The organism is Bacillus xiamenensis (genome assembly GCF_000300535.1).
Lineage (GTDB): Bacteria > Bacillota > Bacilli > Bacillales > Bacillaceae > Bacillus > Bacillus xiamenensis.
Map to the genome: position 1 here is coordinate 1 of NZ_AMSH01000002.1, position 23132 is coordinate 23132.

Below are 23132 nucleotides of genomic sequence, written 5' to 3' on the forward strand. Positions count from 1 at the left end.
AATTTAACATTCTTGAGCACCGGCACGCAGGACTGCGGGAGAATGAGAGGGTTTTTTCTACACGCTGAAAGCGTCCCTTTGGGCGCTTTTTCTTTTGACCTTGATCATTTGTCCATTTTTGTTTAGCCTTGATCATGAGGAACCCACGATTTTTTATTCTTTCATGAGAATGAAGGAAATCGTACATACTTTTGAAGAAGCGATTGCTTGAACGAAGGAGGATTTGACAACAATGAGAAAGATGATTGCGATTGATTTGGACGGCACACTCTTAAATACAAAAAGTGAAATTTCCATACAAAACCGGCAGGCACTGATTCGTGCGAAGGAGGCTGGATATATTGTAACCATTTGTACAGGGCGGGCGACTTTTGATGTGAAGAATCTTCTTGGTGATTTGGACATTCCCATTATTGCGGCAAACGGAGGAACAGTCCATACCGAAGGATACAAGCTCTTCAGCAGAATCACACTTGATCAAGAAACAGGGAAACGTGCTGCTAAGGCATTAGTGGAACGGAACATTTACTTTGAGGTATATACAGACGATGCCCTCCTCTCCCCCTTTGATGGAAAAGAGAAGCTGAAAGCAGAATTTGATGTGCTCAAAAGTGCAAATCCAAATGAGGATGCAGCTGATTTATGGGAAGGGGCCATGACCCAATTTAAACAATTTGGCATCAAACCAGTAGATGATATCCGCCAGATTTTCGAATCGAATGAATCGACCTATAAATTACTGTGCTTCTCATTTGATATGAACAAGCTGCAGGAAGCACGAAATCTTCTTGCCGAGATGCCTAAGCTCTCATTGACTTCGTCTGGAAAACATATCATTGAGGTGCTGCCGAAAGAGTCAGGGAAAGGACATGCCCTTAAAAAGCTCGCCGCCCATTATGGCGTAGACCGCTCCAATATTTATGCGATCGGTGACAGCCCTAATGATCTATCCATGTTCGAAGAAGCAGGTCACCGAATTGCGATGGGGAATGCGGTGGATGTCATTAAAGAAAAGAGCACATACGTCACAAAAGGCAACCACGAGGATGGCGTCGCCTATTTTATTGATCTGCTTTTACAGAATCAATTCCAAGAAAAAAAGACGCTTGTCTGATCAGCGCCTAGTGAGAAGTCCAGAAGTCCGATTCGCGTGTTGGTCGGGCTTTTTCTTTATTTTTCGATTCTAACAGCCGTCTCATATTTATCCTTCCAGTACGAGCTTGTTTTCATATTGGTAATGACAACGCCATTTGAGACCGTCACATGAATGACTTGATTTGATCCTGCATAAATGGCCGGCATCAATGAAGTCCCATTGAAGAAAACGAGATCTCCCGGCTTAAGTTCCGAACGTTTCACAGGCGTTCCTGCTTTGATTTGTCCTGATGCATAGCGGGGCAACTCAATGCCAAGCACTTCTTGATAGATAAACTGTGTGAATCCTGCTGTATCAAATCCTTGTTTTGGGTTCGTACCGCCTTTCACATAAGGAACTTCCCCAATATACGTAGCGGCTTTTGAAACGACCTTGTCTTCCTTCGCTAGTTTCAATTCAGTTAATCGTTTCGCACCTGTCCATTTCTCGCGCCAATATGATTCAGACAAATAAGAGATCGTCACACTTTCGGAACGGCTCGCGTGAATAAAGCGGTCACCTCCAATGTACATCCCTACATGAGAAATCCCTTTTTTATACGTGTTGCTAAAAAAGACAAAGTCCCCAGGACGAATATCGTCTAGTGCCACTTTCTCTCCAACCAGCCATTGCTGTTCAGCACTTCTAGGCAAATAAATCCCAAGTGATTTTTCAAATAAATATTGTAAAAAGCCTGAACAATCAAAACCGACTTTTGGATCTGCTGCACCAAACACATAAGGAATTCCTAGATATTTCATCGCATCTTTCACAAGTTGATCATCCGAGATTTCTTGGGAGGAAGGCAGCCGTTTAACCGCATAAAACCGGTCTGTCCAATATTTGCTTTTGCTGATATCTGTTTTCACCACACCTTGACTGAGCGTGATGTGGATCACCTGATTGTTTCCAGCATACAAAGCCACATGTGTCGGAATATCTTTTGTTTCATCAAGACTGCGGAAATAGACAAGGTCTCCAGGCTTTGCTTTCTCCCATGATACCTTTTCCCCAAGCTGATATTGATCAATCACCTTTCGCGGCAAATCGAATGTACCGGATGTTTTGTATACATATTGAATAAAGCCAGATGCATCAAACCCCGTTTTTGGATCGGTTCCTCCTTTATGATAAGGGGTACCCATCAGCGTTTCCGCTTGCTCTAAAGGAGATTTTGTTTGAGCAGACACCTCTGATTGAGACATAAACATCAGTCCTACGAGTGCACATCCTCCAAGCAGCATCCCTTTCCATTTCATAATCTATTCCCTCCTTTCTTCTATAGTTTCGGCAAGACACCTTTCATTTTACACCTTTTTTCGCCAAAAAAGAGCACGCAAGGCGTGCCCTCATTTCACCATTATTTACTTGCTTCCATTTTTGACTGCTTTTGCTGTTCGATTTTCTGCATTTCAACTGAGATCTTTTGTTTTTCATGATCTGTGAGGCTATCACTAAATTTAAAAGCAGACATAAAGACAAATACTAAAATTAACGCAACAAACGGCCAGCTTGCTTTTAGGAATTTCATTTCTTATCCTTCCTTTCGTTTTCTTTTAATGTTTGAACTTTATCGGCATGATCGACTTCAAAGAAAATATGTCCGTCTTTTTCTTTCCAATCCGCATTCGTGCCATTTGTCAGCATACGGATAATGGATTTTGATTCAAAGGATCCTGCTTTGACTGGAGCAGGCGTTGCTTCTTTGATATACATTGGGATCACTTCAAAAGTTGCTTTTCCATCTTCATTCAGATGATACTGAACAAGTGCAGAATCACGTGTTCTTGACCAGCCTTGGTCAAAAACAAAGTTCCCTAGGCTATAGAAAATCGCTGTTCCATTGTAGACTTCCATAGGCTCAAGAACGTGCGGATGTGCACCGATAATGATATCAGCACCAGCCTTTGACATCGCTCTTGCCAATTCTCTTTGTCTGTCGTTTACTTCATTGTTGTACTCCTGTCCCCAGTGAGCATGAACAACGACGATATCTGCCTTTTCAGCAGCTTGTGAAATCATCGGAATAAAGATAGATGGATCGGCTGGCAAAATACCTGCCTTGCGATTCGATGCTTTAAAAGCTTTTCCATATACATCTGTAAAACCAAGGGTAGCGATTTTGACACCATTCACTTCTTTGTACGAAATGTTCTGCTTCGCATCTTGGAGGTTACGCCCTGCCCCTGTGTATCCAATACCTGATTTTTCAAAGGCATTGATTGTGTTGTTCAACCCTTTTTCACCGTAGTCTGATGCATGGTTATTCGCAAAGTTTAGTACGGAAAAATTCAAATCCTTTAGCGTTTGGACAGATTCTTCATCTGTTTTCAAATGAATATTCTTTTGCGCCGCCTGTTCTTTATCTGATGCAACTGGATGCTCAAAATTCCCTGTTACATAATCTGACGCATCAAAATATGGTTTAGCGTAGCGAAAGAGATGCTGTTTTCCATAGCGGTCTGTCACTTTCTCTACATTTCTTCCAAACATAATGTCGCCAACAAACGAAGCGGTTAGGATGTTCTCTGGATTCTTTTCTACAGTTGGCACTTGTGCTTTCCCGATAAATGTAAATAGGAATGTACAAGCAATGACAATCGGTAAAGCAATCAGTACGTGTTTATTCGTCTTTTTCTTTTGATTCTTTGTGATTTTCAGCAGCTTTTCCTGAAAGCTCAATTTTTTATTCATCATTGGACACACCTTATCTTAAAATAGATAGTAAACATACATGATGGCAAATGTTGCACCACTTAGAAGTAACGTGCTTCCAAGGGTAATCGTAAGACCTTGCTTTTGAATTGTATTCGCAATCAATCCAGGTACGATAATTCCGATTCCGCGGAATTCTGCTATTTCAAAAGGGACCACTGGATAGAAGAAATCAAATATGAGCTTTAAGGCAATCCCTGTAATCAGCATCGCCGCAAACTTTCTGCGTCCGTACAAAATCATAAATTTTGATAGACCAAAGCGAACGATCACGTACGTCAGCAAGCTGACAGATAAGACGACTAAGATGAAGACTGGCTGGTTAAATACAAGCGCAAGATAACCTGGAACAACCAGTCCAGCTGGTACGATACCTGTTTTTTCTGCAAAGATTAAACTGAGTAGAACACCTAAAATTAACGAGATATAAAGATCTGATCCGAACATTTTCTATATTTCCTCCTAGCTGACAAGCTGCTTAATTTTGTATTCTTGAATTTTTTCGATTAAAGGTTCAGCGGCTCCGTGAATATTGCCGACTCCATAAACCACTCGATTATGAAGCTTTTTCTCAAGCATGTTCATAATTTGTTCTGTAGATTGATATTCAAGGTTGTGTAAGTGGTCAGCCGGGATTTTTCCTTCCTCAAATGCCTTCACAATTGGATCAGTCGTTTCACCAATTAAGACAAGATCACTTGCTTCAATATAAGGGAGTACATCCTCTGCAAACTGGATCGTTCTATCTACACGATCCGCACGGCAGTTCATAATAATAATCGGTTCATCTGTTGGATATCCAATTTCCTTCACACGCTTCCAAATGTTCAATGTAGATGCTGCGTCATTTGCCGCAAATCCATTTACAAAGTGGCCAGGTGTTTTCGCGTCCATTAATGGAAGAATTCTCATCGCTCCTGGATCAGGCGGCGCATTTAACATTCCTCTGAATGCCGTATCTTCATCAATCCCTAATGCTTGAGCGACACCAAGTGCAAGCGAAGCATTATCTGGGAACACCATGTACTCAAATTTCCGTAAATACTCATCAGTAATCTTGGAATTATCTGCAACAATCACTTCAGTGTTGCGTTTTTTCGCAATCTCTTTAAAGAAATCTGTATATTCACTATCCGTAATAACCAAGTGTCCATTGTAAGGAATTGTCGCTGTAAAGGCTTCAGCTATTTCATCAAGAGTTGGCCCCATTACATCCATATGATCTTCAAGAACGTTTACGATCACGCCGATATTCGCTTGAAGCAGCTCTTCCTGAAAGATAATTTGGTAATCTGGATTGACCGCCATACATTCACTGACGATGGCATTTGCTCCTCTTTCAACTGTTTCTCTCATAACTTCTTTCTGCTCACCGATATTTGGTCCTTGCGGTTTCCTTTTAATCGGTTTCTCTTCTGGCGTATCCCAATAAATCATTCTTGCATCCGTTCCTGTTGTTTTGCCGACAGTTTTATAACCTGCCTCCATTAAGATACCGGTTGTCAATCTTGTAACGGTGGACTTTCCGCGAATACCATTAATATTGACGCGCACCGGCAGGGCATCGATATTTTTCTGATGACGCTTCTTTTCAATAAAGCCAATCCCTAACATGATGACACAGGCTATAACGATTAACCACATCGCTTATCTACATCTCCTTTTTTATATGAGTGTGATATGTAAATTCAATCAACAGTATATCTGTTCAGCATAAAATCACAATCGGTATTATGTAACATAATCTTTCGCTTCCTCGTATGCCAAATTCCTCTCATCAGAAGGCGTATTTGCCTAGCTCTCGCTCAAATGAAAAGGCCAAAAGACGGACTAAAACTATTCTAAATTTCTGCTTTGAAGATGAGAAAGCGTTACCATCAAACACCCCAAAATTTTTTGTCCTTTTCTCCCTAAATTTTTCGACAATTATTAAGATGTATTTCGAATCAATGTTTTAAAACCCTTTCATCTCGATGAAATCAGTCATATCAACGCTTTAAACGAATAGTGTGTGTTTTAGAATGTTTTATCTTTTTAAATGAACAGGTTAGAAAGTCATCCTCATTCATCAGAATGCTGCACGTTGACCTATGACAAAGGTCATATCCAAAAAAATCAAGTCTTATGCTTATTTTCGGGTCACGAAAAAATGGTATAAGATGTCAAATGTTGATCAATTTGTTATAGCTTCTCTTTACGATATTCGCTCCTTATGACCTAAACAATGAAACATTATTCATTTCTTTTTATCAAGATTCATCATTTCTTAACATTTTTAATATGATTTTAGTTGAAAGTTGTCGGTTCATGTCATCCTTTCTCCAAAGATGACGCATAAAATCATCTTCTCCGCTTACACTATGGTTAAAAAATCTGTGAGAGGAGGCTAAAGATGCCAAACACGAATGAGCAAACACGCTTACACTTCCTATCAGGCAATTTCGAGGAAAAAATTCGAATACTGAAAAAAGCATTTCAGCAAAGTGGGGATTTTGAATATCGAGAATTGATGGTAAATGAAACGAAATCTGTCCTTTTCTTTATTAAGACAAGAATTGATGAAGGCAAACTAAACGATTTTATTATCGGAAACTTGTTAGGCCCTCCTGGAAAGCAGGACTATACAAAATCTCTTAGTACGCTTGAAACAGGAGACTTAACGCTGATTACCGACAGCATTATTGCAGGAAGTATTGCCTTTCTTGATGAAAAATCCTCGCAGATCAAATTATTTGCCGTTGGACAGCCGCCGCTGCGCTCTATTTCTGAACCTTCTTCTGAGAGTATTATTGCGGGCGCACATGATGGGTTTGTTGAGAGTCTGGATACCAATTTATATTTGCTGCGTTCACACTTAAATGATCGCAAACTCGCCATCCAGTACCATAAGGTCGGCACAAAATCAGAAACAAAGATTGCCACTATTTATATTTCTGATATTGCCAATCAAGAAAAGGTAGACGAGGTCAACAAACGAATTTCTTCTATTAAAGTAGACACGCTGCTAAGCCCTGGGTCTATTGTGGAGGCAATTGAGGATGATTCGTATTCAATATTCCCGCAGCTCATAGATACGGAAAGACCAGACAAGGTGAGATCAGCGATCCTTGAAGGGAGAATTGTGGTGTTGATGGATGGCAGCCCGATGGCCCTCATTCTGCCTATTACGTTCTTTAGCTTCTTTCAATCTCCAGATGACTATAATAGCCGATGGATTCCGGCTACGTTTATTCGTATGCTACGTTATCTTGCCTGTATGATCGCTGTGATTTTGCCATCTTTTTATATTGCTGTGATTGGTTTTCATTATGAGGTTGTCCCAGATGAATTAGCGATTACGATGAAGAATTCCATTATCGGCATTCCTTTTCCACCTTTAATAGAAGCGATGCTGATGGAAATTACGATTGAGCTCATACGCGAGGCTGGGGTGCGTCTGCCAAAGCCAATTGGTCAGACGATTGGGATTGTAGGCGGTTTGGTCATTGGGGACGCAGTTGTCAAAGCTGGACTGATTTCAAACGTCCTTGTCATTGTGGTCGCAGTAACAGCCGTAGCATCCTTTGTCCTGCCATCCTTTGAAATGACGTCAACCATTCGTATGTTGCGTTTCCCCCTCATGTTTATGGCATCAATGTTTGGGTTTATTGGCATTTCCTTCGGCCTTTCTATCGTACTGATGAATTTATGCCGCCTAGAATCACTAGGTGTCCCGTATTTATCTCCAGTTGCCCCATTTAACTGGCAGGACTTAAAAGACACTGTGATTCGATTACCGATGTGGATGTACAAAAAGCGCCCTGTTTACTTAAATCCACAAAAGAAGGAGCAAATTGAAAATTTGAGAGGATGGAAAAATAAAAATGAAAAATAAAATATCTCCACCTCAAGCTGTCTTTTTTATCATTCAATCTCAAATTGGTGTCGGTATTTTAGCTCTCCCCAATTTGCTCATGAAAGACATGGGACACGATGGCTGGATGGCGATTATTTTAGCCTGTTTTTTTATCCAAATCATCAACACTATTTTTATATATATTATCCACAAGTATCCAGACACATCATTTTTTCAAACGTTAATTGAGGTGTTTGGAAAATGGGTCGGCCGGTCTTTGGCGGCGCTTTATACGATATATTTCGCATCGGTTTGCATCGTCGTGCTCTCCATTTTCACAAGAATCCTTGGTATTTGGGTGCTGCCACTTACGCCCAACTGGGTCATTAATCTGTTATTGATGATATCCATTATCTATATTGCAAAAGAACAAATTACAGCGATTGTCAGGTTAAACTTTATTTTGACTCCCTTTTTACTCTTTCTGTCTCTCTTAATGTTCTATTCGTTAAAAGGGACCAATATCGACTATCTCATGCCCTTTTTCCAAATGGACCTTTCTGAAGTTGCACTTGGATTAAAGGATGTCGTTCTATCTATGAATGGATTTGAGATGATTCTTATTATCTCACCATTTATGAAAGGCAGCATCAAAGTACGGTATAAGGTGATGACCATTGCAAATATATGCACGACGCTTTACTACCTATTCATTACATTGATTTGCTTTATGTTTTTTAGTCCGATTGAGCTGAAGGTGATTCCGAGTCCTGTCCTTTACTTACTAAAGACCATTTCATTCGGTATCATTGAGCGGACAGACTTAATTTTTCTCAGTTTCTGGGTGTTTGTCATTCTTGCCACACTTAGCAACTACCTTTACTTCTGTGCAAACGGTTTATCCAGCATTCTAAAGAAAAAGGATCACAGAAAATATGTGTATTATTTTGCCATTTTGGTCTATGCTGCTAGCTGCTTTCTTTCAACTGATAACTTTAGGATTCAGCGCTTTAATGACTTTACCACCATTGCACAGTATTCATTTATTTACACACTTCCGGCCTTTATGGCCATTATCATTTTCATCAAACATCGCAAAGGGAAGGTGAAATCACATGCGTCATAGGTTCATACTGACGCTGCTTATGTGTATTTCTCTCATCTTCATGCCTGGCTGCTGGGATCAGAATTTATTAAAAAATATCTCTCTTGTATTAACATCTGCTGTTGATCAAGGAGAGGATGACAACGCAAAGTATTCAATTACCTATCGAAAGGTGCAGCAGTCCCAAAGCATGGAGCAAGGAAATACAGGCAGTTACTTAACCACACTCCTCACAACGGAAGCACCTACTTTACGCAAGGCAAGATCGAACTTCAGCCGGATTGTGGACCAAAAAATCGACATATCCAAAATGCGGGTCATGCTCATTGGTGATGAGTTTGCACAAAATCGCCTGCTCCCTTACCTAGATATGTTTTATCGCGATCCCAAAAGCCCTTTACTCGCAAACCTGGCTGTGGTACAAGGGGGAAGCTGTGTGGATGTGATCAACGAGCTACTGAAGGAAAAGCTCATTGTAAGCGACTATTTAAATAACTTAATCACAACCGCATCACGCTCCTCCCAAGTAGCACCTAAAAACATTCAAAGTATCCGGTCTAAAATGCTCCAAACCGGCGAGGACTTCACACTGCCATTAATTCATTTCGATCAATCGAAGAAATTAATCAGCGTAAAAGGGGTTGCACTATTTGATAATGAGAAAAAGAAGGGCGAGCTGTACGGTCAAGATGCGATCTTGCTCACCGTGATGGATAATAAAATGGGCAGGTATGCCAATTTCACCAAAAAAATCAGAAATGACATGAAATTAAAGGAGAACAATTACATCACCATTCAAGTCACAGATACAAAGAGAGATATCAAGATTGAGAATCCTGGTCACCGAGACTTAACATTTTCACTCGAATATGAATTCAAGACCTCGGTTCTCGAATACCCAAAAGATAATCTAGATACAGACAAAAAAATTGAAATGCTCAACAAAAGACTTTCAGTCATTTTGACAAAAGAAGCAGAAAAAATCATCGCTACGATTCAAGAAGCGAATTCTGATGTTCTCAGCCTCGGCAGAAAATATCGGGTGAAACATTATGATGAGTATATGAAAATGAACTGGATAAAAGATTATCGCAAGGTGAAAATCATTCCAAAAATCAAAGTGAATATTACACAAACAGGCATTATTAGTTAAGAAAAGGAAGACACCCTCTTTCTTTTCTTTTTTTTATTTTTTAAGATTGTCTTTTCAATGCTTTCGTGATAACCTATCTGTGTAAACGGTTACACATTGACGAAGGGAGGCACTCCATTGGCTACAATTAAAGATGTTGCAAAAGCTGCACAAGTGTCTGTTGCGACTGTTTCACGCGTGCTCAACGATACTGGATACGTCCATATTGATACGAAAACCCGAGTGACACAAGCGATGCAGGAGCTGAACTACTTCCCCAATGAAGTGGCACGATCCCTTTTTAAAAGAGAATCAAGATTAGTTGGTCTTATCTTACCTGATATCACTAACCCCTTCTTCCCTCAGCTGGCTAGAGGCGTTGAGGATGAGATACATGCGAACGGTTTTCGGTTATTATTCGGAAACAGTGATGAAGATCGAGAGAAGGAAATGGCCTATTTACAAACCTTTAAGCAAAATCAAGTGGTCGGTGTCATCGCTGTCACAAACGAACCTGAATCGGATCTGTACAATGATGATGAGCTGCCTGTTGTGTTTTTAGACCGAACCGTTCCAAACGCACCTTCTGTTTTTGCAGATGCTATGGCAGGCGGGAAAATAGCTGCAATGGAATTAATCAAACGCGGCAGCCAGCAGGTCACATTGCTAAAAGGGCCCGCTCATCTTCAAACAGCGCGGCAAAGATTCAAAGGCGCTCTCGATGTTCTGACTGAAGAAGGTGCCAACTTCCATGTGATGTCTAACGCTTCTTTTTCCTTTCAGGAAGCCCGAAAAAGCGCCAAGGCTCTGTTTCAGCTGTACCCTGAAACAGATGGCATTATTGCCAGCAATGACATCGTAGCAACAGCCGTCATACACGAAGCGCTTCGAATCGGAAAAGCCATTCCAGATGAAGTCCAAATCATTGGATTTGATGATATTCCGCAAAGCGAACTGCTTTTCCCTTCTTTATCAACGATACGGCAGCCCGCCTATGACATGGGGAAAGAAGCTGCAAAGCTGATCATCAAAGCCATTCAGAAGCAGCCAATAGATCAATCAGTTATTCAAATGCCCGTCTCTTTTATTGAACGAGAGACCACAAGAAAGGTGGATTCACAATGAGTCAAATTGTTGTCGTAGGAAGCTGTTCCATGGATTTAGTTGTCACATCGAATAAGCGGCCGAATGCCGGAGAGACCGTCTTGGGCGAATCATTTAAAACGGTCCCAGGCGGAAAAGGCGCCAATCAAGCCGTTGCAAGTGCAAGGCTGGGCGCAGATGTATATATGGTTGGCAGAGTCGGTGATGACGCTTACGGTCAGGACATTATTCGCAATTTACAAGCACAAGGTGTTCGCACCACCTATATGAAACCGGTTACCGATATGGAAAGCGGAACAGCTCATATCATTTTGGCAGAAGGAGATAACAGCATTGTTGTCGTCAAAGGAGCAAACAATGAGGTCACACCTCACTATGTAAATGAGGCACTTTCTTCTATTGAAGACATTGGAATGGTCCTCATTCAGCAAGAAATTCCTGAAGAAACAGTCGAAGCCGTCTGCGCCATTTGCAGTGAGAAAGGGATTCCAGTCATCTTAAATCCCGCACCAGCTCGTCAAGTGTCTCAGCAAATATTAGATCAAGCTGCCTATATTACACCAAACGAGCACGAAGCAGCTCTTATGTTTGATGGACTCACAATAGCAGAAGCTTTGCGTCAATATCCAAACAAATTACTCATTACAGAAGGAAAAAATGGCGTACGATATTTTGATGGATCAAAAGAAGTATTAGTCCCGGGCTACCCTGTCAAAGCAGTCGATACAACAGGAGCGGGCGATACCTTTAACGGAGCTTTGGCTGTAGCACTAATAGAAGGAAAGTCTCTGTATGACGCACTGGCCTTTGCAAATCTCGCAGCATCCATCTCTGTCACTAAATTTGGCGCACAAGGCGGCATGCCGACAAGAGACGAATTGGAGAAGAAAGAATGAAAAAAAACGGCATATTAAATAGTCATATCGCCAAGGTGCTTGCTGACCTTGGTCATACAGATACAATCGTTATCGCTGACTGCGGTCTGCCAATTCCAGCAGGTCCAATCAAGATCGACCTTGCATTATCAATCGGCACACCATCTTTTCAGGAGGTCACCTCCCTCCTGCTTCAGGAAATGGCCGTTGAAAAAATCACCGTAGCCAGTGAAATCAAAGAAGCCAATAAGAGCGATCATTTGTTTTTAAAGAAAGCGCTCTCACATCCGTTAGATGAAGTAGACCACGAGACTTTCAAAGACATGACCAAACAGGCAAAAGCAGTCATTCGAACGGGCGAAGCGACCCCATACGCAAACTGCATTCTTCATGCCGGTGTCATCTTTTAAAAGGAGGAACCACATATGAACATTGAGATGCATAACATCCATAAGGCCTTTGGGAAAAACACCGTTCTATCCGGGGTCTCCTTTGACCTCGTCACAGGTGAAGTCCATGCGCTCATGGGTGAAAACGGAGCAGGAAAATCCACTTTAATGAACCTGCTGACAGGCCTTTATTCAGTGGATCAAGGAACGATTCAAATTGACGGAAAAGAAACCGCTTTCAAAATTCCGAAAGAAGCTGAACAGCACGGAATCGCCTTCATTCATCAGGAGCTGAACATATGGCCTGATATGACCGTACTCGAGAATTTATTCATTGGAAAAGAAATCTATACAAAGCTTGGTCTCCTAGACACCAAGAAAATGAAAGCCCTCGCCCAAGCGCAGCTGGACCGATTGTCTGTCAACCTCTCACTTGATCAAGAGGCAGGAAGCTGTTCTGTAGGACAAAAACAGATGATTGAGATTGCAAAAGCGTTAATGACAGATGCGAAGGTCATCATCATGGATGAACCAACGGCTGCTCTCACAGACCGAGAGATTGACAAGCTATTTCAGGTCATTGAATCACTCAAAAAAGAAGGCGTTTCCATCGTCTATATTTCTCACCGTATGGAGGAAATCTTTGCGATCTGTGATCGGATCACGATCATGCGTGACGGAAAAACGGTTGATACGAAAGCTATACCAGACACGAATTTTCATGAAGTCGTCAAAAAAATGGTCGGCCGCGAATTAACAGATCGTTACCCTGAGCGCACACCTTCTAAAGGTGATGTTGTCCTAGAGGTCAAACAAGCGACGAGGAAAGGACGATTTCAAGATATCAGTTTCTCAGTCAGAGCAGGAGAAATCGTTGGTGTCGCCGGCTTAATGGGAGCTGGCCGGACGGAAATGATGCGATCGCTATTTGGCCTCGATTCACTTGACCAAGGGGAAATCTGGGTACACGGAAAAAAGGCTGTCATTAAAAAGCCCAGTGATGCCGTCAAGCTAGGCATTGGCTTTATCACAGAGGATCGCAAAGATGAAGGACTGATGCTGGATGCATCTATTCGAGAAAACATCAGTTTACCTAACTTAGACAGCTTCTCTCCAAAGGGGCTGATTGACAAGAAAAATGAACAAGATTTTGTAGACCTGCTCATCAAAAGGCTGACGATCAAAACTGCTTCATCTGAAATTTCTGCACGCAGCCTGTCTGGTGGAAATCAGCAAAAAGTCGTCATCGCCAAATGGATCGGCATTCAGCCGAAGGTATTGATTCTAGATGAGCCGACAAGAGGTGTTGACGTCGGGGCGAAACGAGAAATCTATCAGCTCATGAACGAGCTGACGGATCGAGGCGTTGCGATTTTGATGGTCTCCTCTGAGCTCCCAGAAGTTCTAGGGATGAGCGACCGAGTGCTGGTCATTCATGAAGGAACCATCAGCGGAGAATTAGATAAAACAGAAGCCACACAAGAACGAATTATGACACTAGCTACAGGAGGGAAGTAACATGAAACCACTTACTTCAAATGGACGATTCGACCACATCATGCAAAAGCTTGGGCCATTCTTAGGACTCATCATCCTTGTCGCCATTGTTTCTATTTTAAATCCAGCCTTTTTAGAGCCATTAAACATTTTAAACTTACTAAGACAAATCTCCATTAATGCCCTCATTGCCTTTGGAATGACGTTTGTTATTTTAACCGGAGGGATTGATTTGTCTGTCGGTGCAATTCTAGCGCTGTCTAGTGCTCTGACCGCCGGCTTTATTGTGTCTGGCATGGACCCGATTCTCGCCATCATCGTTGGATGTATCATCGGTGCCATTCTTGGAATGGTCAACGGTCTTTTAATTACAAAAGGAAAGATGGCTCCTTTTATCGCAACACTTGCCACGATGACGATTTTCAGAGGATTGACGCTTGTTTATACAGACGGAAACCCCATTACAGGGTTAGGCTCTAACTATGCGTTTCAGCTATTTGGCCGCGGATATTTCTTAGGTATCCCTGTTCCAGCGATCACCACGCTTCTCACCTTTATTGTGCTTTGGGTGCTGCTTCATAAAACACCTTTCGGCAGAAGAACGTATGCCATCGGAGGAAATGAAAAAGCTGCGCTCATCTCAGGCATTAAAGTACCACGCGTGAAAATCATGATTTATTCATTAGCGGGCTTCATGTCTGCTTTAGCAGGGGCGATTTTAACCTCTCGACTAAACTCTGCTCAGCCAACAGCTGGTACGTCGTATGAGCTTGATGCGATTGCTGCCGTTGTACTTGGCGGGACAAGCCTGTCTGGCGGAAGAGGACGCATTGTTGGCACACTGATCGGGGTACTCATCATCGGGGTCTTGAACAATGGGATGAACTTACTTGGTGTTTCATCATTCTATCAGTCTGTTGTGAAAGGGATTGTCATCTTGATTGCAGTCCTACTCGACAGAAAGAAATCTGCTTAAGGAGGCAGCTGCTATGAAAAAATATGTAATCCTGATCATGACTCTCTCATTATTCATGCTTTCTGCCTGCTCGCTAGAACCGCCAGAGTGGGCCAAATCAACAAAGGATGGCAAGAAAAAAGATATTAAAATTGGTCTGTCGATCTCGACGTTAAATAACCCATTCTTCGTTTCTCTCAAAAACGGTGTGACAAAAGAAGCGAAAAAGCTTGGCATTGAAGTGGTCATTGCAGATGCACAAAATGATTCAGCCAAACAAACAAGTGATGTTGAAGATTTAATTCAACAAGGGGTCGATGCATTACTCATTAACCCAGCCGATTCCTCTGCCATCTCAACCGCTGTCGAATCAGCAAATGCTTCAAATATACCTGTCATCACATTAGACCGCTCAGCAGAAAGTGGAAAGGTAGAAGCACTCGTTGCCTCAGATAACATCAAAGGCGGCGAAATGGCAGCGAACTTTATGATCGACAAGGTTGGTAAAGGAGCAAAAGTGGCTGAACTAGAAGGTGTACCAGGCGCTTCTGCGACACGTGAACGAGGAAAAGGCTTCCATCAAATTGCAGACAAAGAGTTAGATGTGACAGCCAAACAAGCCGCTGACTTTGACCGGACAAAAGGACTGAATGTCATGGAAAACCTGCTTCAAGGTAATCCAGACATCAAAGCCGTTTTTGCCCATAATGATGAAATGGCACTTGGCGCTTTAGAAGCGATCCAAAGTTCTGGAAAAGACATCCTTGTCGTCGGCTTTGACGGAAACGAAGATGCACTGAACTCGATCAAAGCAGGAAAGCTATCCGCAACAGTCGCGCAGCAGCCAGAGCTGATCGGTCAGCTGGCAGTCGACGCTGCAAGCGATGTATTAAAAGGCAAGAAAGTAGAGAAAAACATTGCAGCTCCATTGAAACTCGAACAAAAGAAATAAACACTAAACCCCCGGCAACCTCGGGGGTTTTTCACATTATTCTGGTCTTTTCAGCACAAAGGACGTGCCTAAATGGGCATAATCATTTCCCGCTAAACGCGCAACTGGCTTCAATTCATGAGTAGAAACATAGCCTTTTTCCGCATCATAAACAGTCTCATCTAAATGCGCACACACCACCCGTCCAATGATATGATCGACTGTGATCTCCCCTTCATCATTTTGAAAGGTGAGATGCTTTTCCAGCTGACATTCAAAGCGAATGCGCGCTTCCTGAACCCCCGGCACTGAAACGACATGGCTCTTCACTTGATGAAGACCGGTGCGATCCAGCTCACTCTCTTCCTGCGGCAAAGTAGCAGCTGTTTCATTAATATCTTCGATCATCGCTTCATCACTCACATGGACCACAAACTCTTCCCTGTCGATGATATGCTGCGCTGTATCTTTCATCTGTCCTTGACGTCGCCCGATAGAAACAGCGATGAGCGGCGGGTGTCCGCTGACGACATTAAAGAAACTAAATGGTGCGGCATTGACGACATGTTCTTTAGACAGACTTGTAATAAACGCAATGGGTCTTGGAACAATGGAACCAGATAATAATTTATATGCTTCTTTTCGTGACAGCTGATCCATTTGTAATGTAATCACTTCAAGCACGCCTCCTCTTTTATGTAACGACATCATACCATGTCTATCTCTGTCTGCCCTTGCTCCGGCTCAGCGCGATGGAGTATATGGTGGACAAGATGAAATAAAGCCGGATTATGGTTTTCTCGTCTATAGGAAATGGTCCATTCCGCCAGCAGCTGTTCATCTTCAATTGACCGATACACCACATCTAAGTTAAATAAACGACGGGCTGATTTTGGAATGACAGCAATACCGATACCTGCTGTAACAAGTCCAATAACCATTTGATATTCCGCCGCTTCCTGCACGATATTCGGAGAAAATCCATACTTTTCACATAGCAGAATAAAGTGCTGATAAAGGGACGGCCACGATTCCTTACATAAAGAAATAATCGGTTCATGACGAATATCTTCAATGGTGACCGTTTCTTTTTTGGCCAATGGATGATTTTTCGGAATCGCAAAAATACATTCACTTTGTTTCATTAAACGACTGACCAGTTCTTCATGCGGTGAGGTAGGATGTAAAAATCCAATATCAATTTCCCCGTTCAAAAGTGCCCTGAGCTGCTGCGGTACAGAAAGCTGCTTCAGCTCAATACTGACAGAGGGATAGAGCTCTCTGAATTCACGTACAACTGGCGGCAGAATATCATACGTCGCTGTTCCAACAAAACCAATGATGATTTTTCCAAGCTCCCCTCTTGCTGTATGACGGGCATGATCGACGGCTTTATCCAGCTGATGCAGCACGCCCCGGACCTCATGTAAAAAAACCTTCCCAGCAGCCGTTAACTCCACCACTCGTTTAGACCGGTGAAACAAAGGAAATCCCAATTCTTCCTCAAACTGCTTAATTTGCTGACTAAGTGGAGGCTGTGTCATATTCAATCGTGCGGCCGCTCTGCCGAAATGCAGCTCCTCCGCCACTGTGACAAAATACTGCAAATGTCTCAGTTCCATCCTTTCACTCCTCACACACTTATTCGTGAAACATATTAAAACTACGTTAAACATATATTGGAAAATCTAATTTGTGAAATGTATAGTAAATCATATCATGAAAATATATTTTCATAAAAAATTTTACTTGCCGAAAGGAGTGCGGGGTACATGAATTCTCAGACACAACCCCTAACAAAACGAGGAGCAGAGTTGATTGTCGATACGCTGATTGCTCAAGGTGTGACCCATGTTTTTGCGATTCCAGGCGCAAAAATTGATGCGGTATTTGATGTATTGAAAGACAGAGGTCCAGAGCTTGTACTATGCAGGCATGAACAAAATGCAGCCTTTATGGCAGCAGCTGTCGGCCGTTTAACTGGTAAACCAGGTGTTTGTCTCGTCACATCAGGTCCTGGCGCATCCAATTTAGCGACAGGTCTATTAACAGCCAACACGGAAGGTGACCCTGTTGTTGCAATCGCTGGAAACGTCATGCGTGCGGATCGGCTCAAACGAACACATCAATCACTCGACAATGCGGCATTATTCAAACCAGTGACAAAATATAGCGTTGAAGTACAAGACGTAAACAATATACCAGAAGCATTAACAAATGCTTTTCGCGCGGCACAAAGTGGTCAAGCTGGAGCAGCATTTATCAGCTTTCCACAAGATGTCGTGACAGAACACACCACACAAACACCAGTGTCTGCTCACCCTTCTCCAGAACTAGGTCCTGCACCGGATGCTCTCATCAGTTCGGCCATCGCCAAAATTCAAAATGCGCACTTATCTGTTGCGATTGTGGGAATGAAAGCTAGTCGTCCTGCTGCGGCAAATGCCACAAGAAAATTATTAAAAACACTTGGTATCCCATTTGTCGAAACGTACCAAGGAGCCGGCGTTCTTTCAAGAGAGCTTGAGCCTCAATATGTGGGCAGAATCGGCTTATTCCGTAATCAGCCAGGAGATCTTCTCATTGAACAAGCAGATGTTGTGTTAACCATCGGCTTTGATCCCATCGAGTATGATCCGAAGCATTGGAACCTAAAGCCGCAGCAGCGTCAAATCATCCATGTTGATGACATCCAGGCAGATATCGACCATTTTTACGAACCTGCGCTTGAGCTTGTGGGCAATATATCTGAAACCGTCCAACATCTAGCCCTCGACAGCGTTCCACTTTCACTATGCAAAGAGAACGTAGATCTCGTCACTGATTTACAAGAGCTTTTAAACGACATCGAAAAAGCACCGGAAAGAGAAAGTCATTTATCTCACCCGCTGGATGTCATTCATACGTTGAGAAGACTCATTCCAGATGACACGAAGGTCACATGTGATATCGGCTCTCATGCCATTTGGATGTCACGTCACTTCCGCGTCTATGAACCGAATACTTTCCTGGTGAGTAACGGCATGCAAACCCTCGGCGTGGCCTTACCATGGGCGATTGCCGCTTCCATACTGAATCCAGATGAAAAAATTATTTCGGTCTCTGGGGATGGCGGTTTTCTCTTCTCTGCGATGGAATTAGAAACAGCCGTACGAATGAAAACAAACCTCGTTCATCTCGTTTGGAACGACAGCACATACGATATGGTGGCTTTCCAGCAGGAAATGAAATATAAGCGCACATCTTGTGTTGAGTTCGGCCAGATCGACTTAGTGAAATATGCCGAAAGCTTTGGAGCAACTGGATTACGCGTGAACTCACCTGAAGAGCTTTCAACAGTCCTTCAAAAGGGTATAAACATAGAAGGACCTGTCATTATTGATATACCGATTGACTATCAAGACAACCCAGACCTCGCCAGTCAAAAATGGCCAGAAGTCTTTCGTGAAAAACGAACGTTACATGTCAGATAAGACTTCCATACATGACATCAAAGGAGTGAGCGAATATGGGGATGATGCACCCAATGAATCAACAAAACGACAAAAAACAGCATGACAAACGGCATGAGATCTATCAAGTATCAACGATGACCTCATTGCTTGAAGCCGTATATGATGGAGATTTCTCTCTCTCACATATTCCTGAACATGGTGATTTCGGCATTGGTACATTTAATCAATTAGATGGAGAGCTGATCGGCTTTGACGGCACATTTTATCGACTGCGCTCTGATGGAACAGCCACACCGGTAACAGATCAAGATTATTCACCTTTCTGCTCTCTAGCCTTCTTTGAAACAGACATCGTTCATCGAATTGATACACCGATGACGTCCAAAGAGCTAGAGGAAGAAATCGACCGTATCTTACCAAGTAAGAATATCTTTTATGCGATTCGTATTGATGGCTCCTTCAAAAAGGTTCAAACCCGTACGGTCGAAAAACAGGGAAAACCTTACGTTCCAATGGTGGAAGCAGTCAAGTCACAGCCTATTTTCGATTTTGAGGATATTCACGGGACTATCGCAGGCTTCCGAACACCGCAGTACGCACATGGCATTGCGGTGAGTGGATATCATCTTCATTTTATTGACGATGATCGAAGTGTCGGCGGGCACGTATTTGATTACACCGTTGATCAAGTGACCATTCGAGTGTCTCAAAAACGTCATATGAATTTACATCTGCCAAATACGCAGGATTTCTTCCAAGCAGACATTGATCGAGCTGACCTTGCACAGCAAATTGCCAGCGCGGAAAGCAGCCCAGAAAAATAAAATGATAACACCTCGGTGATCCGAGGTGTTTTTTATATACATAAAGACTGTTTATTGATCATTATATTTTCATTTCGTTAGCAAACGATAAAATAAACATTCTATTCGTAATAAAATATGATAGAATATCAACAGAAGAAAGGTGGTTATATGGTGTCTAACGACTATAGTATTCCAAACTTAACATTAGACGAAAGAGACAAACAAATTTTATCCATCTTACATGAGGACGGTCGTATGTCCTATACAGATCTCGGAAAACAAGTCGGTCTTTCGCGTGTTGCCGTTCAAGCCCGGATTCAGCAACTCATTGAGGCAGGTGTCATTGAACGATTCACCGCTGTCATTAACCCAGCCAAGATCGGCATTCATGTCTCTGTCTTTTTTAATGTAGAGGTTGAGCCGAAATTTTTAGAAGCGGTCGCTCTTCAGCTTGAGGAGGAAACAGCCGTTACAAGCCTTTATCATATGACAGGACCAAGTAAGCTGCATATGCATGGCATTTTTCAAAACGAACAGGAAATGGAGACTTTCCTGACAAAGAAGTTATACCCGCTTGAAGGCGTCGTCAGTGTCGACTGCCAAATGCTCATTAAACGATACAAAAGCCGAATGGGCATGAAATTGTAGATAGGAGTTGAACCACTTGCAATCATATATTGAACTGATTATCGCTATGGTACGAACCGGTATTCTCGGCTTTGGCGGAGGCCCTTCCGTGATTCCGCTCATTCGCCATGAAGCGGTGGTCAAATACCAATGGATCAATGACGACGAATTTGGAGAAACACTCGCCATTGCTAACGCATTACCCGGTCCGATTGCCACAAAAATGTCGGCTTACCTCGGCTATCGATTAAAAGGCGTATCCGGTGCAATTGTCGCAACAGCTGCTCATATTTTACCGACCTGTCTCGCCATGGTGGCACTTGTCACACTTGTCGGTGTCTTAAGCTCCTCAGTTATTATTCAAAATATGATCGGCGCTGTGACACCTGTCATTGCCGTTCTGTTAGGCATCATGGCATATGAATTTGGACAAAAAACGCTGAAAGGCTTCGGCATGATCTTTGGAGTCGCTTTATTTCTTTTGGCATTTGTCGGTCTTCAGGTGCTGTCGATCCATCCAGGAATTATTGTCATCATCTTTTTATTCTACGGTGCCCTTCATTTCAAACTGAAAAATCGCTGGAATCGGACAAATAAAGAGAAAGGAGTGTCTTCATGATACTGATTCTCTTTTTATTCTGGGCATTCTTCTTGTCCAATCTATTAGGGTATGGAGGAGGCCCTGCATCTATTCCGCTCAATTATGAAGAAATTGTTCATCATTTTCATTGGATGACGAACGAAGGGTTCTCCAATATGCTGGCTTTAGCCAATGCACTCCCAGGACCAATCGCGACGAAAATTGCGGCATATGTGGGCTATGATGTCATGGGCTGGCCAGGATTCATTGTGGCACTACTTGCCACCGTATTACCTTCAGCTGTTGGATTAATATTGTTACTAAAACTCATCGACCGCTTTCGCCAATCCCCTGTCGTAAAAGGCATGACCTTATCCGTACAGCCTGTCATCGCAATGATGATGCTTTTATTAACTTGGGAAATTGGCGAGGATGCCGTGAAAGCCATTGGCTGGACTCAATCGCTCACCATTGCCGCTATTTCATTTTTCTTAATGACCAAATTCAAATTGCACCCTGCCTTTTTGATTGTGGCTGCATTTTTATATGGCGGATTCATTCTTCCACATTAACGTGAAAACCGATAACATCAGCTGTTATCGGTTTTCTTTTTACATATAAATAGGCGAGACTGGACGACGCCCGATCGAATGATATTCGACCCCTGCTAATTCTGCCGCTTCAAGCGTATGACAGTTTCGTCCATCAAAAATAAGCGGGTGTCTCATCCAACCCTTGTAGGCTGAGAGCGGAAAAGTCTGAATATCCGCCCATTCTGTTAAAATACAGACGGCATCGGCATCCTTTATCGCTTCTTCAATGGTTTGAGCAAAAAAGACTTGCTTAGGCAATTCACGAGCTGCTTTGTGTGCGGCAACTGGATCATAGGCCACCAGATCGGCACCTAGCTCATGCATCTCATGGGCAATCGCAATCGACGGCGCTTCCCGCATATCATCGGTATTCGGCTTAAAAGACAGACCAAGAAGGGCGATTCTCTTCCCTTCCAGGTTTGCCCCCATCCGCTCCTGCACACCTCGAATAAAACTTGCTCGCTGCTCATTGTTCACTTTAATCACAGCCTTTAAAAGCTCAAAATCATGGGACACATTCCCTGCAATTTGGACAAGTGCATTTGTATCCTTCGGAAAACAAGAACCACCGTAGCCAATGCCTGCCCGGAGAAACGAAGAACCGATCCGCTGATCCAGTCCCATCCCCTCTGCCACCCTTTCAACATCAGCCCCCGTTTTTACACAAATCGAAGCAATTTCATTCATGAAGCTGATTTTTGTGGCAAGAAAAGCATTTGATGCGTACTTGATCATTTCTGCACTTTTACGATCTGTTTTTACAAATGGCAGGTGAAAATCAACATACATGTCCTCTAGCTGGTCTAAGACGTTCTGTGTTTCCGCTCCAATCACAAGCCGATCCGCCCTCAATGTATCTGAAATGGCAGACCCTTCCCGTAAAAATTCTGGATTAGATGCGACAGATAATGGCTCCTTCCGGCCTAATTCTTGATGAATCAAACGATCAATTTGATCACCCGTTCCGACAGGCACTGTACTTTTCACCACAAGCACCGCGCCTGGCTTCGCTTTTAAGCCCATTTCCTTTGCAGCCTGAAAGACATACTGCAAATCAGCTTGACCATCTGCCTGCTGCGGGGTACCGACAGCAATCATTAACACATCAGCCTCTGAGTAGGCTGCCGCTCCATTGATGTGAAAATGAATGTGTCCTTGCTCTAGATTTCGTTTGAGAAGCTCTTTTAATCCCGGCTCATACATCGGAGGAGTCCCTTGCTTCAGCTTCATGACCTTGCGCCGGTCAATATCAATACATGTCACATGATGCCCTGCCTCCGCTAAACATACCCCCGTGACAAGCCCCACATACCCACAGCCTGCAATCGCAATATTCATGATCCATCAGCTCCCCATACTCCTTATGCTTGTAATGTCATCGTATGCCGGGAGTTTTCG

The 23132-nt window shown here is 42.8% G+C and carries 23 protein-coding genes; 15 read left to right on the forward strand and 8 right to left on the reverse strand.

Annotated elements, in window-relative coordinates; all coding sequences use genetic code 11:
* Positions 1-232: 232 nt before the first annotated feature.
* On the forward strand, positions 233-1114 hold the full coding sequence (locus BA1_RS01070; protein ID WP_008354793.1) for a Cof-type HAD-IIB family hydrolase: 882 nt from the start codon (positions 233-235) through the stop codon (positions 1112-1114).
* Between the two features lie 56 nt (positions 1115-1170).
* Here the strand turns inward: BA1_RS01070 and BA1_RS01075 are convergent, their stop codons facing one another.
* The 5 genes from BA1_RS01075 to pgsB all read right to left on the reverse strand — a co-directional run bounded on the left by BA1_RS01075 (position 1171) and on the right by pgsB (position 5494).
* Positions 1171-2394 carry a C40 family peptidase gene (locus tag BA1_RS01075; protein WP_008354795.1) on the reverse strand — a complete coding sequence of 408 codons (1224 nt, stop codon included), beginning with the start codon at positions 2392-2394 and terminating at the stop codon, positions 1171-1173.
* A gap of 101 nt (positions 2395-2495) precedes the next feature.
* Entirely contained in the window at positions 2496-2666 is a 171-nt protein-coding gene (gene edmS / locus BA1_RS19220; protein WP_008354797.1) for an extrachromosomal elements maintenance protein EdmS, read from the reverse strand.
* Positions 2663-3829, reverse strand: coding sequence for a CapA family protein (locus BA1_RS01080; protein ID WP_008354799.1), 1167 nt, complete (start codon positions 3827-3829; stop codon positions 2663-2665). The genes edmS and BA1_RS01080 overlap by 4 nt, the downstream gene beginning before the upstream one ends.
* An 18-nt stretch (positions 3830-3847) precedes the next feature.
* Positions 3848-4297, reverse strand: a complete 450-nt coding sequence (pgsC, locus tag BA1_RS01085) for a poly-gamma-glutamate biosynthesis protein PgsC (protein WP_007497520.1) — start codon at positions 4295-4297, stop codon at positions 3848-3850.
* Between the two features lie 15 nt (positions 4298-4312).
* The gene (gene pgsB / locus BA1_RS01090; RefSeq protein WP_008354802.1) at positions 4313-5494 is read right to left on the reverse strand and encodes a poly-gamma-glutamate synthase PgsB; all 1182 of its coding nucleotides are present in this window, start codon (positions 5492-5494) and stop codon (positions 4313-4315) included.
* A 748-nt stretch (positions 5495-6242) separates the two neighbouring features.
* Here pgsB and BA1_RS01095 point away from each other — a divergent pair.
* From BA1_RS01095 to rbsB, 9 genes are all read left to right on the forward strand, one after another.
* Positions 6243-7724 carry a spore germination protein gene (locus tag BA1_RS01095; protein WP_008354804.1) on the forward strand — a complete coding sequence of 494 codons (1482 nt, stop codon included), beginning with the start codon at positions 6243-6245 and terminating at the stop codon, positions 7722-7724.
* Positions 7714-8811, forward strand: coding sequence for a GerAB/ArcD/ProY family transporter (locus BA1_RS01100; protein ID WP_008354806.1), 1098 nt, complete (start codon positions 7714-7716; stop codon positions 8809-8811). Before BA1_RS01095 ends, BA1_RS01100 begins: the two co-directional genes overlap by 11 nt.
* The gene (locus tag BA1_RS01105; RefSeq protein WP_008354808.1) at positions 8801-9943 is read left to right on the forward strand and encodes a Ger(x)C family spore germination protein; all 1143 of its coding nucleotides are present in this window, start codon (positions 8801-8803) and stop codon (positions 9941-9943) included. Before BA1_RS01100 ends, BA1_RS01105 begins: the two co-directional genes overlap by 11 nt.
* A 117-nt stretch (positions 9944-10060) precedes the next feature.
* Positions 10061-11047, forward strand: coding sequence for a LacI family DNA-binding transcriptional regulator (locus BA1_RS01110; protein WP_008354810.1), 987 nt, complete (start codon positions 10061-10063; stop codon positions 11045-11047).
* Positions 11044-11922, forward strand: a complete 879-nt coding sequence (gene rbsK / locus BA1_RS01115; protein WP_008354812.1) for a ribokinase — start codon at positions 11044-11046, stop codon at positions 11920-11922. Before BA1_RS01110 ends, rbsK begins: the two co-directional genes overlap by 4 nt.
* Entirely contained in the window at positions 11919-12311 is a 393-nt protein-coding gene (gene rbsD / locus BA1_RS01120) for a D-ribose pyranase (RefSeq protein WP_008354814.1), read from the forward strand. Before rbsK ends, rbsD begins: the two co-directional genes overlap by 4 nt.
* A 15-nt stretch (positions 12312-12326) precedes the next feature.
* A complete protein-coding gene (locus BA1_RS01125; RefSeq protein ID WP_008354816.1) occupies positions 12327-13808 on the forward strand; it encodes a sugar ABC transporter ATP-binding protein in 1482 nt (493 codons plus the stop codon).
* A 1-nt stretch (position 13809) separates the two neighbouring features.
* Entirely contained in the window at positions 13810-14763 is a 954-nt protein-coding gene (gene rbsC / locus BA1_RS01130; protein WP_008354818.1) for a ribose ABC transporter permease RbsC, read from the forward strand.
* Positions 14764-14776: 13 nt separating this feature from the next.
* On the forward strand, positions 14777-15694 hold the full coding sequence (gene rbsB / locus BA1_RS01135; RefSeq protein WP_008354820.1) for a ribose ABC transporter substrate-binding protein RbsB: 918 nt from the start codon (positions 14777-14779) through the stop codon (positions 15692-15694).
* Between the two features lie 36 nt (positions 15695-15730).
* Here the strand turns inward: rbsB and BA1_RS01140 are convergent, their stop codons facing one another.
* Both BA1_RS01140 and alsR read right to left on the reverse strand, forming a co-directional pair.
* On the reverse strand, positions 15731-16348 hold the full coding sequence (locus BA1_RS01140; protein WP_034738156.1) for a flavin reductase family protein: 618 nt from the start codon (positions 16346-16348) through the stop codon (positions 15731-15733).
* Between the two features lie 32 nt (positions 16349-16380).
* Positions 16381-17295 carry an acetoin biosynthesis transcriptional regulator AlsR gene (alsR, locus tag BA1_RS01145; protein ID WP_008354824.1) on the reverse strand — a complete coding sequence of 305 codons (915 nt, stop codon included), beginning with the start codon at positions 17293-17295 and terminating at the stop codon, positions 16381-16383.
* Positions 17296-17445: 150 nt separating this feature from the next.
* Here alsR and alsS point away from each other — a divergent pair, with 150 nt between their 5' ends.
* From alsS to BA1_RS01170, 5 genes are all read left to right on the forward strand, one after another.
* Positions 17446-19146: an acetolactate synthase AlsS gene (gene alsS, locus BA1_RS01150; protein ID WP_008354827.1), complete on the forward strand. Its 1701-nt coding sequence runs from the start codon at positions 17446-17448 to the stop codon at positions 19144-19146.
* Between the two features lie 35 nt (positions 19147-19181).
* The gene (budA, locus tag BA1_RS01155; RefSeq protein ID WP_008354828.1) at positions 19182-19952 is read left to right on the forward strand and encodes an acetolactate decarboxylase; all 771 of its coding nucleotides are present in this window, start codon (positions 19182-19184) and stop codon (positions 19950-19952) included.
* A gap of 153 nt (positions 19953-20105) precedes the next feature.
* Complete coding sequence (locus BA1_RS01160; protein ID WP_008354830.1) at positions 20106-20582, forward strand: chromate efflux transcriptional regulator ChrS; 477 nt, start codon at positions 20106-20108, stop codon at positions 20580-20582.
* A gap of 16 nt (positions 20583-20598) precedes the next feature.
* Positions 20599-21180, forward strand: a complete 582-nt coding sequence (locus tag BA1_RS01165) for a chromate efflux transporter ChrB (protein WP_008354832.1) — start codon at positions 20599-20601, stop codon at positions 21178-21180.
* Complete coding sequence (locus tag BA1_RS01170) at positions 21177-21713, forward strand: chromate efflux transporter ChrA (protein WP_008354833.1); 537 nt, start codon at positions 21177-21179, stop codon at positions 21711-21713. Before BA1_RS01165 ends, BA1_RS01170 begins: the two co-directional genes overlap by 4 nt.
* Before the next feature lie 39 nt (positions 21714-21752).
* Here the strand turns inward: BA1_RS01170 and BA1_RS01175 are convergent, their stop codons facing one another.
* Positions 21753-23072: a UDP-glucose dehydrogenase family protein gene (locus BA1_RS01175; RefSeq protein ID WP_008354835.1), complete on the reverse strand. Its 1320-nt coding sequence runs from the start codon at positions 23070-23072 to the stop codon at positions 21753-21755.
* Positions 23073-23132: the final 60 nt, after the last annotated feature.

Bases quoted from the DNA above. Each gene is read 5' to 3' on its own strand.
- alsR (WP_008354824.1), bottom strand. From the start codon at position 17,295: ATGGAACTGAGACATTTGCAGTATTTTGTCACAGTGGCGGAGGAGCTG.
- BA1_RS01125 (WP_008354816.1), top strand. From the start codon at position 12,327: ATGAACATTGAGATGCATAACATCCATAAGGCCTTTGGGAAAAACACC.
- budA (WP_008354828.1), top strand. From the start codon at position 19,182: ATGGGGATGATGCACCCAATGAATCAACAAAACGACAAAAAACAGCAT.
- edmS (WP_008354797.1), bottom strand. From the start codon at position 2,666: ATGAAATTCCTAAAAGCAAGCTGGCCGTTTGTTGCGTTAATTTTAGTA.
- BA1_RS01105 (WP_008354808.1), top strand. From the start codon at position 8,801: ATGCGTCATAGGTTCATACTGACGCTGCTTATGTGTATTTCTCTCATC.
- BA1_RS01170 (WP_008354833.1), top strand. From the start codon at position 21,177: ATGATACTGATTCTCTTTTTATTCTGGGCATTCTTCTTGTCCAATCTA.
- BA1_RS01080 (WP_008354799.1), bottom strand. From the start codon at position 3,829: ATGAATAAAAAATTGAGCTTTCAGGAAAAGCTGCTGAAAATCACAAAG.
- rbsK (WP_008354812.1), top strand. From the start codon at position 11,044: ATGAGTCAAATTGTTGTCGTAGGAAGCTGTTCCATGGATTTAGTTGTC.
- BA1_RS01175 (WP_008354835.1), bottom strand. From the start codon at position 23,072: ATGAATATTGCGATTGCAGGCTGTGGGTATGTGGGGCTTGTCACGGGG.
- BA1_RS01070 (WP_008354793.1), top strand. From the start codon at position 233: ATGAGAAAGATGATTGCGATTGATTTGGACGGCACACTCTTAAATACA.
- rbsC (WP_008354818.1), top strand. From the start codon at position 13,810: ATGAAACCACTTACTTCAAATGGACGATTCGACCACATCATGCAAAAG.
- BA1_RS01100 (WP_008354806.1), top strand. From the start codon at position 7,714: ATGAAAAATAAAATATCTCCACCTCAAGCTGTCTTTTTTATCATTCAA.
- BA1_RS01075 (WP_008354795.1), bottom strand. From the start codon at position 2,394: ATGAAATGGAAAGGGATGCTGCTTGGAGGATGTGCACTCGTAGGACTG.
- pgsC (WP_007497520.1), bottom strand. From the start codon at position 4,297: ATGTTCGGATCAGATCTTTATATCTCGTTAATTTTAGGTGTTCTACTC.
- alsS (WP_008354827.1), top strand. From the start codon at position 17,446: ATGAATTCTCAGACACAACCCCTAACAAAACGAGGAGCAGAGTTGATT.
- rbsD (WP_008354814.1), top strand. From the start codon at position 11,919: ATGAAAAAAAACGGCATATTAAATAGTCATATCGCCAAGGTGCTTGCT.
- BA1_RS01095 (WP_008354804.1), top strand. From the start codon at position 6,243: ATGCCAAACACGAATGAGCAAACACGCTTACACTTCCTATCAGGCAAT.
- pgsB (WP_008354802.1), bottom strand. From the start codon at position 5,494: ATGTGGTTAATCGTTATAGCCTGTGTCATCATGTTAGGGATTGGCTTT.
- rbsB (WP_008354820.1), top strand. From the start codon at position 14,777: ATGAAAAAATATGTAATCCTGATCATGACTCTCTCATTATTCATGCTT.